The 17,798-nt window shown below is 62.7% G+C and carries 14 protein-coding genes; 12 read left to right on the forward strand and 2 right to left on the reverse strand.

The features are described 5' to 3' along the window. The first annotated feature begins 3 nt into the window (after positions 1 to 3). The 10 genes from nirB to J2Z75_RS09065 all read left to right on the forward strand — a co-directional run bounded on the left by nirB (position 4) and on the right by J2Z75_RS09065 (position 12,352). A complete protein-coding gene (gene nirB, locus J2Z75_RS09020; protein WP_209850817.1) occupies positions 4 to 2,454 on the forward strand; it encodes a nitrite reductase large subunit NirB in 2,451 nt (816 codons plus the stop codon). A 5-nt stretch (positions 2,455 to 2,459) separates the two neighbouring features. Continuing rightward, positions 2,460 to 2,795 (forward strand): nitrite reductase small subunit NirD, encoded by a 336-nt coding sequence (nirD, locus tag J2Z75_RS09025; protein WP_209852154.1) that lies wholly within the window; start codon positions 2,460 to 2,462, stop codon positions 2,793 to 2,795. A 212-nt stretch (positions 2,796 to 3,007) separates the two neighbouring features. Continuing rightward, positions 3,008 to 5,665, forward strand: a complete 2,658-nt coding sequence (locus J2Z75_RS09030) for a nitrate reductase (RefSeq protein WP_209850819.1) — start codon at positions 3,008 to 3,010, stop codon at positions 5,663 to 5,665. Then, positions 5,637 to 7,139 carry a siroheme synthase CysG gene (gene cysG, locus J2Z75_RS09035; protein ID WP_209850822.1) on the forward strand — a complete coding sequence of 501 codons (1,503 nt, stop codon included), beginning with the start codon at positions 5,637 to 5,639 and terminating at the stop codon, positions 7,137 to 7,139. The genes J2Z75_RS09030 and cysG overlap by 29 nt, the downstream gene beginning before the upstream one ends. Beyond that, complete coding sequence (locus J2Z75_RS09040) at positions 7,139 to 7,456, forward strand: hypothetical protein (RefSeq protein WP_209850825.1); 318 nt, start codon at positions 7,139 to 7,141, stop codon at positions 7,454 to 7,456. The genes cysG and J2Z75_RS09040 overlap by 1 nt, the downstream gene beginning before the upstream one ends. A gap of 152 nt (positions 7,457 to 7,608) precedes the next feature. Then, positions 7,609 to 7,746, forward strand: a complete 138-nt coding sequence (locus tag J2Z75_RS09045) for a hypothetical protein (RefSeq protein ID WP_209850829.1) — start codon at positions 7,609 to 7,611, stop codon at positions 7,744 to 7,746. A 110-nt stretch (positions 7,747 to 7,856) separates the two neighbouring features. After that, positions 7,857 to 8,069, forward strand: coding sequence for a hypothetical protein (locus J2Z75_RS09050; RefSeq protein ID WP_209850832.1), 213 nt, complete (start codon positions 7,857 to 7,859; stop codon positions 8,067 to 8,069). 167 nt (positions 8,070 to 8,236) lie between these two features. Further along, positions 8,237 to 9,694 (forward strand): FAD/NAD(P)-binding protein, encoded by a 1,458-nt coding sequence (locus tag J2Z75_RS09055; protein ID WP_209852157.1) that lies wholly within the window; start codon positions 8,237 to 8,239, stop codon positions 9,692 to 9,694. Between the two features lie 101 nt (positions 9,695 to 9,795). Further along, positions 9,796 to 11,013 (forward strand): SfnB family sulfur acquisition oxidoreductase, encoded by a 1,218-nt coding sequence (locus tag J2Z75_RS09060; protein ID WP_209850835.1) that lies wholly within the window; start codon positions 9,796 to 9,798, stop codon positions 11,011 to 11,013. 145 nt (positions 11,014 to 11,158) lie between these two features. After that, positions 11,159 to 12,352, forward strand: coding sequence for a GGDEF domain-containing protein (locus J2Z75_RS09065; protein ID WP_209850838.1), 1,194 nt, complete (start codon positions 11,159 to 11,161; stop codon positions 12,350 to 12,352). Positions 12,353 to 12,465: 113 nt separating this feature from the next. Here J2Z75_RS09065 and J2Z75_RS09070 read toward each other — a convergent pair whose 3' ends face one another. Together J2Z75_RS09070 and J2Z75_RS09075 are read right to left on the reverse strand one after the other, a co-directional pair. Next, a complete protein-coding gene (locus J2Z75_RS09070; RefSeq protein ID WP_209850841.1) occupies positions 12,466 to 13,677 on the reverse strand; it encodes an acyl-CoA dehydrogenase family protein in 1,212 nt (403 codons plus the stop codon). A gap of 70 nt (positions 13,678 to 13,747) precedes the next feature. After that, positions 13,748 to 14,794, reverse strand: a complete 1,047-nt coding sequence (locus J2Z75_RS09075) for a substrate-binding domain-containing protein (protein ID WP_209850844.1) — start codon at positions 14,792 to 14,794, stop codon at positions 13,748 to 13,750. Positions 14,795 to 15,155: 361 nt separating this feature from the next. On the opposite strand from J2Z75_RS09075, the gene J2Z75_RS09080 reads away from it, so the two are divergent. Together J2Z75_RS09080 and J2Z75_RS09085 are read left to right on the forward strand one after the other, a co-directional pair. After that, positions 15,156 to 16,634, forward strand: a complete 1,479-nt coding sequence (locus J2Z75_RS09080; RefSeq protein ID WP_209850847.1) for a sugar ABC transporter ATP-binding protein — start codon at positions 15,156 to 15,158, stop codon at positions 16,632 to 16,634. Further along, positions 16,631 to 17,692 (forward strand): ABC transporter permease, encoded by a 1,062-nt coding sequence (locus tag J2Z75_RS09085; protein WP_209850850.1) that lies wholly within the window; start codon positions 16,631 to 16,633, stop codon positions 17,690 to 17,692. Before J2Z75_RS09080 ends, J2Z75_RS09085 begins: the two co-directional genes overlap by 4 nt. The last annotated feature ends 106 nt before the right edge of the window (positions 17,693 to 17,798 follow it).

Raw genomic sequence — 17,798 nt, forward strand, 5'->3', positions numbered from 1 at the left:
GGCATGACCCAGAAACTCGTCATCATCGGCAATGGCATGGCGCCCGGGCGCATGCTGGAGCACCTGTTCGAACAGGCGCCTGGCCAATACGCCGTCACGATCTTCAACGCCGAGCCCCGCGTCAACTACGACCGCATCATGCTCTCGCCTGTGCTATCCGGCGAGAAGACCTACGAGCAGATCGTCATCCATGGCGACGGCTGGTACATCGAAAACGGCATCACCCTCTACAAGGGCCACAAGATCATCGCGATCGACCGCGCCGCCAAGACTGTCACCTCCGATCACGGCGTGACCGAGAGCTACGACAAGCTGGTGATCGCCACCGGCTCCATGCCCTTCATCATTCCCGTGCCCGGCAAGGATCTGCCCGGCGTCATCACCTATCGTGACATCGACGACGTGCAAGCCATGCTGCTGGCCGCCCAGTCGCGCGAAAAGGCCATCGTCATCGGCGGCGGCCTTCTCGGCCTCGAAGCGGCGGCAGGGCTCAATTCGCGCGGCATGGACGTCACCGTGCTGCATGTCATGCCGACACTGATGGACCGCCAGCTCGATCCGGCGGCCGGCTACCTGTTGCAGCGCGCCTTCGAGGAACGCGGCATCAAGGTTATCACCAAGGCCAACACCAAGCAGATCGTCGGCAACGGCAAGGTTGAAGGCATCGAGTTGGACGATGGTACGATCATCCCGGCAAGCCTGGTTGTCATGGCCGTCGGTATCCGACCGAATTCTGCGATTGCCAAGGAAGCAGGCCTTGCGGTCAACCGCGGCATCGTCGTCGATTCCGGCATGCAGACCTCGGATGGCGATATCCTGGCGCTGGGCGAATGCGCCGAAGTCGGCGGCATGGTCTACGGTCTCGTCGCCCCCTTGTACGAAATGGCCCGCGTCGCCGCTTCGCACCTGGCCGGCGACCGCTCGCCCGCCTTCGTGCATTCGGACACACCGACGAAACTCAAGGTCACCGGCATCAACCTCTTCTCTCTCGGCGACTTTGCCGAAGGCGAGGACCGTGAGGAGATCGTGCTGCGTGACGCCACCGCCGGCGTCTACAAGCGGCTGGTCCTGAAGGACAACAGGATCATCGGCACGGTGCTATACGGCGAAACCGCCGACGGCGCCTGGTTCAACGACCTGAAGAAAAAAGCCACCGATATCTCCGAAATGCGCGAAACGCTCATTTTCGGCCAGGCCTACCAGGGAGGGTCCCCGCTGGACCCTACGGCGGCCGTTGCAGCCTTGCCGGATGATGCGGAAATCTGCGGCTGCAACGGCGTCTGCAAAGGCAAGATCACCTCGACGATCACCGGCAAGGGGCTGACCTCGCTGGACGAGGTGCGTGCCCACACCAAGGCGTCCGCCTCCTGCGGCTCCTGCACCGGGCTCGTCGAGCAGCTGATGAGCATCACGCTGGGCGACGCCTACAATCCGAAGGCCGTGCAGCCGATGTGCGGCTGTACCGATCTCGGCCATGACGACGTGCGCCGCCTGATCATGGCCAAGGGGCTGAAGACCATTCCGGCGGTCATGCAGGAGCTGGAGTGGAAGACCTCCTGCGGCTGCGCCAAATGCCGCCCGGCGCTCAACTACTACCTCGTCTGCGACTGGCCGAACGAGTATGCCGACGACTATCAGTCGCGGTTCATCAACGAGCGCGTCCACGCCAATATCCAGAAGGACGGCACCTATTCCGTCGTGCCGCGCATGTGGGGCGGCGTCACCAATTCCGGCGAATTGCGGGCGATCGCCGATGTCGTCGACAAGTTCGAAATCCCGATGGTGAAGGTGACAGGCGGCCAGCGCATCGACCTGCTCGGCATCGAGAAGGAAGACCTGCCCGCTGTCTGGGCCGATCTCGGCAAGGCCGGCTTCGTCTCAGGCCAGGCCTATGCCAAAGGCCTGCGCACGGTAAAGACCTGCGTCGGTTCCGACTGGTGCCGCTTCGGCACGCAGGATTCGACCGGGCTCGGCATCCGCATCGAGAAGTTCATGTGGGGCTCCTGGACACCGGCCAAGCTGAAGATGGCCGTCTCCGGCTGTCCGCGCAACTGCGCCGAGGCGACCTGCAAGGATATCGGCGTCATCTGCGTCGATTCAGGCTTCGAGATCCATTTTGCAGGGGCTGCCGGTCTCGACATCAAGGGCACCGAAGTTCTCGGCCTCGTCAAAACCGAGGACGAGGCGCTGCACTACATCGTGGCTCTGACCCAGATGTACCGCGAACAGGGCCGCTATCTCGAGCGCATCTACAAATGGGCGAAACGTATCGGGCTCGACGAAATCCGCCGCCAGATCATGGGCGATGCGGACAAGCGCCAAGCCTATTACGACCGCTTCGTGTTTTCCCAGAAGTTTGCCCAGGTCGACCCATGGTCGGAGCGCGTCTCCGGCAAGGACAAGCATGAATTCCGGCCGATGGCGACGGTCGGCTATCCAGAGGCGGCGGAATGATGGAGATGGATATGAACTGGGTTGGTATCGGCGACATCACCGACATCCCGCTGCGCGGTGCGCGCTGCGTCAAGACCCCGCAGGGCAAGATCGCCGTGTTCCGCACGGCCGACAACGAAGTCTTCGCCATCGAGGACCATTGCCCGCACAAGGGCGGACCGCTCAGCCAGGGCATCGTTCACGGAACGGCCGTGACATGCCCGCTGCACAACTGGGTCATCTCGCTCGAAACCGGCAAGGCGCTCGGCGCCGATCAGGGCGAGGTGCGAACGATCCGGGTGCGCAACGACAATGGTGCTCTCTCCATCGCGCTCGAAAGCCTGATGATGGCGGCGGAATAGGCGGATGACGGAGTTTGTGGCGTTACCCCCCTCTGCCAGCTTCGCTGACATCTCCCCCACAGGGAGGGAGATTGTTCTTTTCCCTCTTGGCCTAGTGAGTGAGGGACGCAAGAAGCATACGGTCAATCTCCTCCCTTGTGGGGGAGATGTCCCGGAGGGACAGAGGGGGGTGACGCACCTCAATCTCGAAATGCGGATACGGGGCAGCTCCCATGTCCACTGAAATCAAGACCACCTGCCCCTATTGCGGCGTCGGCTGCGGCGTCATCGCAAGGATCGACGACAACGGCACGGTCAGCGTCAAGGGTGACGCGGATCATCCGGCCAATTTCGGAAGGCTCTGTTCCAAGGGTTCGGCGCTGGCCGAAACCATCGATCTCGACGGACGAGTTCTTCATCCGCAGATCAATGGAGAGCGTGCAAGCTGGGACAAGGCGCTGGATCTGGTGGCGTCGCGTTTCTCGCAAACCATCGCCGAGCATGGCCCGGATTCGGTGGCCTTCTACGTTTCCGGCCAGCTGCTGACCGAAGATTATTACATCGCCAACAAGCTGATGAAGGGCTTTATCGGCTCGGCCAATATCGACACCAATTCGCGGCTCTGCATGTCCTCCTCTGTTGCCGGACACAAACGCGCCTTCGGCGCCGACACCGTGCCCGGCACCTACGAGGACATCGAGCTTGCCGATCTCGTCATCCTGACCGGCTCCAACCTCGCCTGGTGTCACCCGGTGATCTACCAGCGCCTCGCCGCCGCCAAGGCCGCCCGGCCCTCGATGAAAATCGTGGTCATCGACCCGCGCCGGACGATGACAGCCGATATCGCCGATCTACACCTGGCCATCCGGCCGGATGGCGACGTGGCGCTGTTCATGGGCCTGCTGGCCCATCTCGCCGGCACCGCCGCGATCGACCAGAACTATATCGGAAAACACACCAACGGTTTTGCAGAAGCCTTTGCTGCCGCGTCGACCCTCGACATCGCCGACCTGATGGAGCTGACCGGCCTGCCGTCGATGCAGTTGCGCCAGTTCTTCCGGCTGTTCGAGGAAACGGAAAAGGTCGTCACCTGCTACAGCCAGGGCGTCAACCAGTCCGCCTCCGGCACCGACAAGGTCAACGCCATCGTCAACTGCCATCTGGCGACCGGTCGCATCGGCCGTCCCGGGATGGGCCCATTCTCGCTGACCGGCCAGCCGAATGCCATGGGCGGACGCGAGGTCGGTGGCCTCGCCAATATGCTGGCCGCTCATATGGCGATCGAAAACCCGGAAGATTGCGACCGCGTCCAGCGCTTCTGGCAATCGCCCGATATTGCCCGCAAAGCCGGTCTCAAGGCCGTCGACATGTTTCGCGCCGTGGCCGACGGCCGAATCAAGGCGCTGTGGATCATGGCCACCAATCCGGTTGTCTCGATGCCAGACGCGGATGCGGTGGCCGCTGCGATCGCCGCCTGTCCGTTCGTCGTGGTGTCTGATGTCCTTCAGGAAACCGACACGACGCAATACGCCCATGTGCTTTTGCCATCGCTCGGCTGGGGCGAAAAGGATGGTACGGTTACCAATTCCGAGCGCCGCATCTCCCGCCAGCGCGCCTTTCTCGACCAACCCGGCGAGGCGAAGGCCGACTGGTGGCAGATGGCGGAGGTCGGGCGCCGCATGGGCTTTGCAGACGAATTTTCCTTTCCGTCCGCAGCGGATGTCTTTGCAGAACATGCCGCGCTCTCGGCGTTCGAAAACGATGGCAGCCGCGATTTCGATATCGGCGCCCACGCGAGGACCGATGCTGCGACCTACGACGCCTTGGCACCGTTTCAATGGCCGCAGCCGGAACATGCGGCAGCAGGGATAACACGCTTCTTCGGCGAAGGTGGCTTCTTCCATGCCGATCGCAAGGCCCGCTTCATTGCCGTCGAGGTGCCCGTCTCAGACCGGACCAACACGGATTTCCCGCTGACGCTCAACACCGGCCGTATCCGCGACCAGTGGCACACGATGACCCGGACGGGAAAGAGTGCCCGTCTCTCCGCCCACATCGCCGAGCCCTTCGCCGAAATCCATCCGCGCGACGCCATGGAGATCGGCGTCGCCAGTGCAGCCCTCGTTGAAATCGAAAGCCCCTATGGCACAGCCGTTGTGCGTGCCCTCGTCACCGACCGGCAGGCGCGCGGCAGCCTGTTCGTGCCGATGCACTGGAACGATCAGTTTGCCGCGAAAGCCCGTATCGACGCCGTTGTCGCGCCGCTCACCGACCCCGTCTCCGGCCAGCCGGCTTCCAAGAATGTCGCCGTCTCTGCCCGACCACTGAGGGTGGAAAGCTACGGTTTTGCCGTTTCCTTCGCCAAGCCGCAAAACCTCGACACTGTTTACTGGGCTCTGGCGAAGGCGATCGGCGGTTGGCGGCTGGAACTTGCGTTCGATGCAGCACCGGACAGCTGGACCGAATGGTGCCGCGTCCACTTCGGCATTCCAGATCATATCGAACCGCTCGGCTATGCGGACGCGCAATCCGGTGATCTACGCCTCGCCTTCTTTGAGGGTGACCGGCTGCTTGCCGCCTTCTTCCTCGCCCGCCAGCCCGTCGCCGTCGCCCGCAACTGGGCGATCGAGCAGCTGGCCGTGCGACATACCGAACTCGCCAAACGCTTTGCTGTCGTCGCCGGACGTCCCGGCGCGGGACGCATGGACCCGGGCGCCACCGTCTGTTCCTGCTTCGGCGTCGGCGTCAACCAGATCGTCGCGGCCGTGCGCGGCGGCTGCCATAGCGTCGAAGCCGTCGGCAAGGACTTGAACGCCGGAACCAATTGCGGCTCGTGCCGCGCGGAAATCAGGGGGATCATCGATGGATGTCTTGCAGCTGCTGCCGAGTGACCGGACCACCACCCCCGCCCGCATGGCGCCGCTCGCCAAGCTGCCGGTCTTCTGGGCGCTCGACGGAAAACGTGCCGTTGTCGCCGGCGGGTCGGACGCAGCCGCCTGGAAGGCGGAGCTGCTGGCGGCCTGCGGCGCCGAGGTCCATGTCTATGCCGAAGAGCTGAGCGAGACGTTTTCGACCCTCATCGATCGGGGTTCGGAATCGGAAAGCGGACTTTTCGTCCACCACGCCCATGAGTGGAACGCCGCCGCGTTCGACAGTGCAGCCATCGCCATCGCCGACTGCGAGAGCGATGACGCCGCAGCGGACTTCTTCGATGCCGCCTGCAAGGCCGGCGTCCCGGTCAATGTCATCGACAAACCGAGATACTGCCAGTTCCAGTTCGGCTCGATCGTCAACCGCTCCCCTGTCGTTGTCGCCATCTCCACCGACGGCGCAGCCCCGATCCTCGCGCAGGCAATCCGCCGCCGCATCGAAACGCTGTTGCCGCCATCGCTGAAGTCATGGGCGGCGCTGGCACATTCCATTCGCGACAGGGTCAATGCCAAGATAAGCCCCGGTGCGCCGAGACGGGCCTTCTGGGAAAGCTTCGTCGATCGCGCTTTCGGCACGTTGCCAGAGGCGAATACGGAAGCCGATCTGATCTCCGATGCCGGACGCATTGTTGGACACTCAAAATCGTCCGTCGGCCGCGTGACCCTCGTCGGCGCCGGTCCCGGTGATGCGGAACTGTTGACGCTGAAGGCCGTGCGCGCCCTTCAGGCCGCCGATGTCATCCTGTTCGATGATCTCGTCTCCGACGAGGTGCTGGAACTTGCCCGCCGCGAGGCCAAGCGCATGCTGGTGGGAAAGCGCGGCGGCCGGACGAGCTGCAAGCAGGAAGACATCAATGCCACGATGATTTCGCTCGCCAAGGCCGGTAAGCGCGTCGTTCGGCTCAAATCCGGCGATCCGATGATCTTCGGCCGCGCCGGCGAGGAAATCGCCTGCCTTGAACAGGAAGGCATTCCCGTCGATGTCGTGCCCGGCATTACCTCCGCCAGCGCCATGGCCGCAAGGCTCGGCGTCTCGCTGACCCATCGCGACCACGCGCAGGCGGTCCGCTTCGTTACCGGCCATTCCCGCCTTGGCGATCTTCCGGCGGACCTCGACTGGCAGAATCTGGCCGAACCGCGCACCACGACGATCTTCTACATGGGCGGCCGTACCGCAGGGCAGATTCGCGCCAGGCTTCTGGCAGCGGGCATGCACGGCAAGACCCCGGCGGTCGTCATGAGCGCAGTCACGCGCAGCAATGAAAACCGCTGGATCGGAACGCTGAACGACCTTGCGGAGGCCGTGGAAAAAATCGGCGTCGACAACCCGATCCTGATCGGTGTCGGCCAGGCCTTTTCGCAAGCGCGGTCGAGCGCGGAAACGACCGAACGACCGAAGCCGGACCTCGGTCACCCTCAAGCCCGGGCGATATGATGTCGATGGATCTTATCGCCGCCTTGTCCCTCAGCCTTGCCATCGGCCTCAGCTGGCACCGGTTCCGGCAGATCTTCTCGCAGGCGACGGACCGGACCATTCTTCTGTCGCCCGCCACGACGCTTGCCAGCGCCGTCAACCTATCCGCAATGGCGATGGCATTCAACAGCAATACAGCCGCTGTCGGCGGGATGATCGTCGCACTTGGACTGATGCTGGCGATGGTCGTCGATCGGTCCACTCTTGGCTCGCCGGCGCGCCTGACATTGGCCGCAGTGAGCCTACTTGTCCATACGGGTCTCGGCGGCTCATTTTAAATTTGCTCGGCCATCGAATTGACATGCGCTTCGACGAATATGCGCCCGCAAGCCGAGACGCTCGTCTCGGACATAAGCGGTACCGCGGCCGACCTTCGGAACAACCTGTTGATCCACACGTTTGCACGGATGCTTAAACAGGAAATAATGCAATGCAAATGACCATGCGCGCCGTTGTCTTCGTGATCGTCGGTTCCATTCTGAGCATCCTTGCCATCAAATATGCCAGGAACGATCTGAATGCCGCCGTGCCGATGATGGATCCCGCCACCGCCGCGGAACCTGCCTGATCTCAGGTCCGTCGGCAGTCGCACCGATAGAAAAACTGCCACAATCCTTCGTCACTCGTATTAGGCAACGCGGTCGCTATCGCCCGCGACCGGACGGCAGGAGACGAAGCATGAAGAAATGGCGCAACGAGCCGATGCTCCCCCATCACGTTGAGCTATGCCAGCGTGTCTTCGATGCCGCGAGGACTGCCCGCAACATATCGCCTGACAGCGATGCCAACGACCCGGTGGCAGCACTGGTCCTGACGCTTTATCGCCATGGCGTCTGGGAGGAGGAGGAGTTGTTGCGGCGGGTACTCCAGGCCCTCGACGAGAAATCCTGAGCGAAACCGGCGGCACAGCCGAGCTTCCCGCGCAAAACTGATTTGTTCCAGCCACGCAAAAAGGCTAAAACTTACAGGCTTGACCGCTGATCAATATTGATAAAAACTATAGACTATCTGAAACGGCCTGGCGGTGAGGTGTCGTGAACCAATTGATCGTCAATCCGATGACATTGTCTGCTATCAGCGAACCGGCATTTTCCAAATCGAAACGGCCGGTGGTCGCCGTCATCGGTGGCGGTGTTTCGGGCGCGGCCACGGCTTTTCATCTCGCGCAGGCAAGCCAGAGCCCGATGCCGGAAATCATTGTCTTCGAACCGCGCGAAGGTCTCGGCAGGGGCCTCGCCTACGATACCGCCGAACCGGCCCACCGCATCAACGTGCCCGCGGCGCGCATGAGCCTGCTCACCGATGAGCCGGATCATTTCCTGCGGTGGATCGAGGAACAGGCGGCAACGTCCGGCGATGCCGATGCCCTGCGGCCGGACGGCAATCTCTTTCCCCGGCGCAGCGTGTTCGGCGACTATGTCAATGCCATGCTGCAACCGCTTGTTGCCAGCGGTGCCGTCCTGCACAGCCGCTCCGCCGTCGCCCACCTTTTGCGCGAGGGGCAGCGCTGGTGCCTCATCGGCGACGACGGCGCGCGGACAATGGCCGATATCGTCGTCATTGCCACAAGCCATCCGCCGCCGGTGGCGCCCGGCCAGCTTCAGGCCTTGCTGAAGGGTCATCCCCGCTTCGTGCCGGATCCGACCAGGGCTGGCGCGCTTGAGGCTATTCGTCCGTCGGATCGCGTGCTGGTCGTCGGCAACGGCCTCACCTCCGCCGATGTGATCGCGTCGCTGGCACTCAGGGGACACAAGGGGCCGATCACGGCGATCTCGCGGCGCGGGCTGCGGTCGCGCGGTCATGCGCTCGTTCCGCAGGATCCGGCTGGCGATTTCTTGACGAACCCGGCCTTCACCGCGCGCGCACTTCTGAAAAACATTCGCGGCACCATCCGGCAAGCCACCGCGGATGGCCTCACCTGGCATGGCGTCATCGACCAGGTGCGGGCGCAGGGGCAGGCTCTCTGGCAGGTTCTGCCGCTGGTGGAACGGCAGCGCATCGTCCGGCACCTGCGCCCCTATTGGGATGTCCATCGCTTCCGCGTCGCGCCGCAGGTGGAGGCGGCGCTCGATGAAGCGATTGCCGAAGGACGCCTCGAAATTCTCGCCGGATCGATCGCGGCGAGCCATGTCGAAAACGATGCCGTCCACTGCAGGCTTCGCCTGCGGCGAAGCCATGAGACCGTCGACAAGATTTACGACGCCGTCGTCGTCACCACCGGCCCGGGGCATGGCGGCATTCTCGCCAGCCAGCCGTTTCTCGCCGAACTCTCCGAAAGCGGCTATCTCGAACTCGACCCGACCGGCCTCGGGCTGTTCTGTACCCGGAATTCGGAAGCCATCGGCCCGGCGGCGGGCGTAAGCCCTTCGCTGCTGATCGCCGGCCCGTTGGCACGCGGTACGTTCGGCGAGCTGATGGGCCTGCCGCAGGTGACGGAACACGCCGCCTTCGTGGCCTCGGTGGTGGCCGGACGCCTGCAGGCGCAGGCACCAAAGGCAGCGCAAAACCGGCTTTAAGGAAAGACTTTTCTTAGTCCAGTCGATCTATAGAAATTATAATCTTATCTTTCGGCCCGACTTCTTCCACCCATGGTCCGTGCAAAAAATCGGAGCGTGCGATGGAAACCCTCTTGCAGTACCAGCCTCATATCCGGCAAACGGCCAACCGCCTCCGCAGCGATTTCGAAGCGATCGAGACCGCCCGGACGCTCGCCGCCGATTTCGCCACCCGCGCCACCGACCGGGACGCCGAGCGCATCCTGCCCTACAGCGAACTCGATGAGATTGCCCGGTCCGGCCTGCTGGCGATCACCGTTCCCGCCGAGTACGGCGGACTTGACGTCTCCAATGCCGTATTGGCCGAAGTCACGGCCATTCTCTCCGAAGCCGACGCCTCGATCGGCCAGATTCCGCAGAACCATTTCTACATTCTCGAGGCCCTGCGGGTTGACGGCAGCGAGGAACAGAAGCGTTACTTCTTCGGCCGCGCGCTGGCGGGCGACCGTTTCGGCAACGCGCTCTCCGAACGCGGGACCAAGACCGTGGCCGACTACAACACTCGCATCACGCCCGAAGGACCGGGTTATCGCGTCAACGGCCGGAAATTCTATTCGACCGGCGTGCTTTTCGCCGACTGGATCACCGTTTTTGCGCTCGACCCCGAGGACCGGCTGACCATGTCCTTCGTTGCCAAGGGCACGGAAGGCATTGAAATCATCGACGACTGGGACGGCTTCGGCCAGCGCACCACCGGCAGCGGCACGACGGTTTTCAACAATGTCTATGTCAACGCCGACGCCATCGTCTTCCATCACAAAGGTTTCGAACGGCCGACGACGATCGGCTCGGTCGGCCAGATCATCCATGCCGGCGTCGATCTCGGCATCGCTCGCGCCGCCTTTGCCGAGACGCTGGATTTCGTCCGAACCCAGAGCCGCCCCTGGAAAGATGCCGGCGTCGAGCGCGCCTCGGACGACCCGCTGACCATCGCCAAGATCGGCGAGATCGCCATCCGCATCGAGGCTGCGACAGCCATCATCGAGCGGGCCGGCCGCAAGGTCGATGTCGCCCAGATGGACCCGACCGAGGCCAATGTCATCGACGCGACGCTATCGGTCGCAGCCGCAAAGGTTCTCACGACCGAGGTCGCGCTCGCAGCCTCCACCACATTGTTCGAACTCGCCGGCACCTCCGCCACCCGCATCGGCCTCAACCTCGACCGCCACTGGCGCAACGCCCGCACCCACACCCTGCACGACCCGGTTCGCTGGAAATCTCACGTGGTCGGGAATTATCATCTGAACGGGGTCAAGCCGCCGAAGAACGGAGCGTTGTGAGGTCGTACCAAGCCCGATGCTGATCGTTGCGGCTAAACGCTCCGCCTTTAGCGATCGGTTTCGAGTGTGCTTCAGAATTCGGTAATCGGAGAGTGTTATACGGCCGGTCATTCGGAACAATTACAACCTGCGGATGACGATACACGTGGACCTTGCGACCGTACTGCTTCTTCACAAGTCATCATTTTTCATAGGTGCGCTCTGTTTCCTATACGTTCGATGGCAATCTCCCCGGAGTCATGGGCTGGGCGTCCTGGCCATAGCCTTCCTGCTCCTCGCCATTGCTTCGACTGTTGCGGGTCTGGGTGAAAAACGCGCTTTGCCCTTGTATGCCTGGGCATTGTCAAGTTTCGCGCTTGGCACGTTTGGTTACGCCGTGTTCTGGATCGGCATAAGAAGGCTCAGCAGCAGGAAAAAGCGCCCATTTGATTGGCTTGCGACGGCATTGCCAATGCTGCTGACCGCAACGGCAGTGATCACGGGGTTTCACCTCGACAACCTTTTCCGCGGCAGCGTTTTTCAGTTCAACTCGATCTTGTTTTTGAGCGCCTCTGCCGTCGCGCTGGTCCACGACACTCGGCATGAGAAACTATCGGCCAGATATGCATTGGCGGCCTCGATCGTCGTAGCCGCGATATTGTCGCTGTTTATAATCCTCGGATTGGTGGCCTGGAAGGCCATTCATCCTCGTGACGCATTCTTTCTGCTCATTCTGTGCCATTTCGCCATAGCGTTGTTTACACTCGTTTTTGTCAAGGAACGGGCGGAGGCAACACTTACAAAACTGCTAGATACGGATGCCCTCACGCAGATCCACAATCGGCGTTGGTTCTTTTCACAGCTACCGGCAGCACCCCGCGCAGGGGACGCATTCATCATCATCGACATTGATCACTTCAAGCGCGTGAACGATACGTTTGGCCATGCGGCGGGCGACGCAGTGCTCGCCTCCGTCGCACAAAAGATGGCAGAAAACCTGCGCAAGAGTGAAATCTTCGCGCGCCTCGGCGGTGAGGAATTCGGCATCTACCTGCCTGCCGCCTCTGATCTTGAGCCGCGCTTTGTTGCCGAGAAATTGCGCAATGCCATCCAGTTTCTCGATGTCAGGTCCGGCGAGACGGATATTCCCGTCACAATCAGCGCAGGCATCGCGATTGCCGGCGATGGTCTGCAAATGAATGAACTGATGAGCGTTGCCGATATCGCCTTATACTCGGCAAAGAATTTGGGACGGAACCGCGTTGAGCTGCATCCGTCCAGCCCATCATCCGCAAATGTTGCAGCTGCACGGCACAGCATGAGCCTATCGCGCGCCAAAAACACCGGGCGGGCGGCGTAACAGGACTATACCGGGCATTATAGCCTGCGCCGCAGTTTCAACGGACACCTCCGGCGCGAACCGGTCTTTTCTGCCTGTAACGCAGTTCGGCATGGTGCCGGCCTGCTCCCTCGTCAGCTATACAAGCTCACCACCGGAATCCTGCCATTGAGTACGAACTCGCCGACTTCCTTGGCCTTGTAGAACACCGGATCGTGCAGCGTGTGGGTGCGCACGTTACGCCAGAAGCGGTCGAAACGGTACTTTTCCGCCGTCGAGCGGGCGCCGGTGATCTCGAAGACGCGCGACGTGATATCGAGTGCCACATGGGTCGAATGCACCTTCGCCGCATAGGCTTCCGCCGCCGCCTCGCCACGTTCGATGGCCGTGACGTCCCGCCCCTTCGACAAGGCCGTCTGCACCGCCAATGCAGCGCTGTCGGCAAGGGCGGCGGAGGCTTTCAGCGAGGCCGTAAACTCGCCGACACGTTCCAGAATATACGGATCGTCCGATGCCTTCTCGACGCCGGAGGTGATCCAGGGGCGGGTCGTGGTGCGGACATAATCGACGGCAGCCGCCAGCGCGCCCTCGGCGGCGCCCAGATAGAAGTTCACGAAAACCAGCTGGATCAGCGGGGTATTGAACGTCGCCAGCACCGGTGGCGGATCGTTTTCATCGGCCGGCGGACCTGTGAAATCCTCGTCGTAGACGGGAAAATCATGGAACTCGACGCTGCCTGAATCGGAAAGCCGCTGGCCGATATTGTCCCAGTCGTCATTGGCGACATAACCGGGACGATCGGTCGGCACGGCGAAATTGGCGATCTTGCCGTCAAGCGTCGCATTGGCGTTGATATAATCGGACACGCGGGCGGCGGTGGAGAAGGACTTGCGGCCGTTCAGCACATAGCCGCTGCCCCGACGCGTCAGCATCAGGCCGGGATCACGCGGATTGACCGCCGCGCCCCAATAGAGATTTTGCGCCACGGTTTCGACGCCCAGCACCTGCGCGCGCGCCTGATCGGCAAAGGACCAGTAGATCGACTGGCTGTTGACGTAATGATAGCCGAGCAACTGGCCGATCGAACTCTCGCCGCGCGCCAGGATGCGGACCAGCTTGAGGCCATCCACCCAATCGAGCCCACCACCGCCGATCTCGCGGGCATGCAGGGCATTGAGCAGGCCGGCCTTTTTCAGCTTGACGATCTCGCCGATGGGCGGGCGGCCCTCCCTGTCGAGGTCTGCCGCGCGCAACGACAGATCGCTGGAGATTTCGGCGGCGCTGGCAAAAAGGCTGTCGCGCGTGACGCCGAGGCCGGCCGCATAGACGACGTTGGATTGGCTCATGGGGATGCTCCAGTTCATGAAAAGAAGATCGGTGGAGCCACGATCGACCCCACCTATAAGATTTGAATGTTCAGAACAGCTTGGCCGGGATCCAGCTCGCCGTGGCCGCATCGCTGGCGCTGAAGGCCGGAATCTTGGCCGCCAGTTCCTCGATCGACTTGACGCCGGCTTCACGCAGGCCCTTCTGGGTGAGCAGCGTCGGCTCGACGGTGATCTGGCGGGGAACTTCCTGGCCTGCGATTTCGAGCGCTGCGGCCCGGATCGACACGGCACCGACGACGGCCGGATTGGTCGCGACGGTTGCCACCCACGGGCTTCCTTCCTCAACGATCTCCTGGATATCGGCGGTCGAGACATCGGCCGAATAGATCTTGAGCTTGTCGGAAATGCCGAGATCGGCCGCCGCCAGCTTCACGCCGCGGGCAAATTCATCATAGGGCGCAAAAACCACGGTGATATCCGGATTGGCCCGCAGCGCAGCCTTGGCCTGATCGGCGGTGCTCGTCGCCGTCGTATCGCTGACATTGCCGAAGCGCGCCTTTTCGACGACGCCCTTGTTTTCCGCCTTGAACGTGTCCCAGACCTCGTTGCGGCGATCGAGCGGCGCAAAGCCCGCGACATAGACGTAGCCGGCATTGAAGCTGGTGCCATTGTCCTTGACGGCCTGCTCAAGCGCCTGCCTGGCCAGCGCATGGTCGCTCTGCTCGACCTGCGGCACCTTGGGATTGTTGAGATTGACGTCGAAGGCGACGACCTTGATGCCCTTGTCGAGCGCCTGCTGCACGACATCGCCAAGCGATTCCGGAACGCCGTGATCGACGACGATCCCCTCGACGCCGAGATTGATCGCTTGCAGGACCTGCTCGCGCTGCTCGGCTGCGTCCTGGCGGCCGGGGAAGACCCTCAGATCGATGCCGAGCGCCTTGGCCTGCGCTTCGGCACCCGCCTGATAGGCCTGGAAGAAATCGCCCGCCGAAATATAGCTGATCAGCGCCAGTTTCACACCGCCCTTGTCGAACGGGGCCGGCGCGCCGGCCACACCCTCGGCCTTGGCGACAGAAGCGAAGAGAAGTGGAACAAGAGCGGCGGTTGCCGCCAGACGGAGAATGGTTTTCATAAAAAGCGTTCCTTCTGAAGACAATCGAAAGCGTCACCCGGCAGGCTGCCTGCCCTCTTCGGGACGCACCGCTTATTAGATATGCAATCCATAAATTTAATAGAGTAATTGATGCCATTTTCGCCGAACAGGGAGAATGCTGTTTCACCGAAACCAAGCTGCGCGGCAAAGTTTTACCGACGCAAACTGGCTTCATCGATGTGCGGATGCTCCACGCGAACATTCCGCCGCAGCCCAGCCGGCCGCAAAGAAATTGTCCGGGCTGCCGCTACTTCGCAAAGCTGTTCTCCCCGTGCGGCTGTCGCCAATCCCAAATATATGACAAATTATATAGACAATAACGATATTGGAATGCCGACCCATGCCGCTGTTACAGATCGATGCGCTCAGCCGCAGTTTCGGCCCCACACGCGCGCTTTCCGGCGCGACATTGACGATAGACGCCGGCGAGATCGTCGCCCTGATGGGAGCGAACGGCGCCGGCAAGTCGACACTGGTGAAAATCCTCTCCGGCGTCCTGCCGGCGGACAATGGCACGATCACCCTGAAACAGCGGCCCTACGCGCCCCGCACGCCCGCCGAGGCGGCCGCTGCCGGCGTCGTCACTGTCCACCAATCGACCGATCTGGTCGGCGCTCCGGGGCTCTCTGTCGCCGATACGCTGCTGCTCACCCGCTTCGCAGAGCGCGGCCAGCCCTTTTTCGTTTCCCGTTCCGGCATCCGGCGGCAGGCCCGGGCGATCCTTGACGCCGCCGGGTTCGACCTGCCGCTGGACCGCGATTTCGCCGATCTGTCCGCTGCCGACCGGCAGCTGGTGGCCATTGCCCGAGCGCTTGCCAACAAGGCGGAACTGCTGATCCTCGACGAGCCGACCGCGAGCCTGTCGATCGAGGAAAGCCGGCGCCTCTTCGATATTCTCAGGCGTCTGCGCGATGGCGGCCTTGCCATTCTCTACATTTCGCACCGGACCGCCGATCTTGAGGCGATCGCCGACCGGGCCCTGGTCATGCGCGGCGGCGTGATTGCCGGCGCGTTCCGGCGGCCCATCGATTTTTCCGCCGCCATCGAAACGATGATCGGCCGCAAGCTGCAATCGGCACGGCCGGATATCCGGATTGCCGAGGGGGCGCCTGTCTTCGAAATGCGCGGCGCGCAGCTGCTGCCGGATTCAACTCCCTTCGATCTCGCCATTCATACGGGTGAAGTGGTTGCGATCACCGGCGTGCTTGGCGCGGGAAAAAGCCGCCTCCTGTCGGCGATCTTCGGCGCTGGCCGCCTTGCGGCCGGTGAGATGCTGCTCAATGGACACGCCCACCGGCCGGAAACGCCGGCTCAGGCGATTGCAGCCGGGGTCGCCATGGCCGCGGAGGACCGGCATCGCTCCTCATTGATGCCGGCCAATTGGCCGGGCAGTTCGCTGGCGGCCACCATCAGCCTTCCCCACCTCGCCAAATGGTATCCGCATGGCTTGCTGTTCGGCGGCCGGGAGCAACACGAGGCGGAAAAGGCCATAGCCCGGCTGCGCATCAAGGCATCCGGCCCGCAGGCCCCGATCGCCTCGCTCTCCGGCGGCAATCAGCAAAAGGTCGTGCTTGCCCGATGGGAAGCCGAGCCGAGCAAGCTCCTGCTGCTCGACGAACCGTTCCAGGGCGTCGATGTCGGCGCCCGCCACGACATCATCCAGGCGATCCGCAGCCGGACCGACCGTGCCACGCTGATCGCCACCTCCGACCCGGAAGAGGCCTATGAGGTCGCCGACCGCATCCTCGTCATCGACCATCACAGCCTCGTCCAGGCAGCGCATGGGCCATCTGCCGTTTCCCAAGGAATTCACGCATGACCTCGATCAATGATGAAAGCCTGTCTCCGCCGGCACGCGGCGACACGACAAAAGGTGAGACAATCCATTGGCTCGCCGGTTTCAGCGCAGCGCTCAGATCCGGCGCCGTCTTCATCCTGCTGGCAGCGCTCCTTCTCGGATTCACCGCCGCCGAACCCGCCTTCGCCAATATCGGCAACCTGATGAGCATTCTTCAGGCGGTTGCCGTCGTCGCGATTCTGGGCGCGGGCGTCACCGTCACGCTCGCCGTCGGCGGTTTCGACCTATCGATCGGCGCGGTCGCCGCGTCCAGCGTCATGGCAGCCAGCTATGCGATGATCGTCTGGGGGCTCGATGCCTTTGCGGCCGTGCCGCTGGTGCTTGCCTTCGGCGCACTTGTCGGCCTCGTCAACGCGCTCCTCATCGTCCGGCTCAAGGTTCCCGATCTTCTCGCCACCCTGTCGATGATGTTCCTCCTCTCAGGCCTGCAATTGATCCCCACCGCCGGCCGCTCGATCTCCGCCGGGCTGATCCTGCCGGATGGAACGACGGCCACCGGTGCCTACGATCCGGCATTCCTGCTGATCGGCCGCGCCAGCCTGTTCGGCGTCGTCCCCGTCTCCGTCGTGCTGATGACGATTGTCGCCGTCGTCCTGTTCGTGCTGACGGAGCGAACCCGCATCGGCCGCCTGCTGTTCGCCACCGGCGGAAACGAAGTGGCGACGCGGCTGGCCGGCGCCTCGACGGCAAGGCTGAAGGTGCTTGCCTATGTCATCTCCGGCACGCTCGCATCGCTTGGCGGCATCGTCATCGCCGCCCGCGTCGGCCGTGGCGATGTTTCCTCCGGCGGCTCGCTGCTGATGGATGCCGTCGCCGCGGCGCTGATCGGATTCGCGGTGCTTGGAAAGCGCCGGCCGAACGTTCTCGGCGCCATCGTCGGCGCCGTCTTCGTCGGCGTCCTGCTCAATGGCCTCACCATGCTCAACGCGCCCTACTACACCCAGGATTTCGTCAAGGGCGCGGTGCTGGTCGGCGCTCTCGCGCTCACCTACGGGCTTGGGCGCAACAATTCCTGCTGACGCGCGGAAGGCATCAAGTTTTCCGGGCCGGGCATTTTCTTTGGAAATTCCTTCCTCGGCACGGCCATTAATAGACTTATTCTATAGACATTATTTTCTCATGGAG

This window comes from Rhizobium herbae, assembly GCF_017873135.1.
Taxonomy (GTDB): domain Bacteria; phylum Pseudomonadota; class Alphaproteobacteria; order Rhizobiales; family Rhizobiaceae; genus Pararhizobium; species Pararhizobium herbae.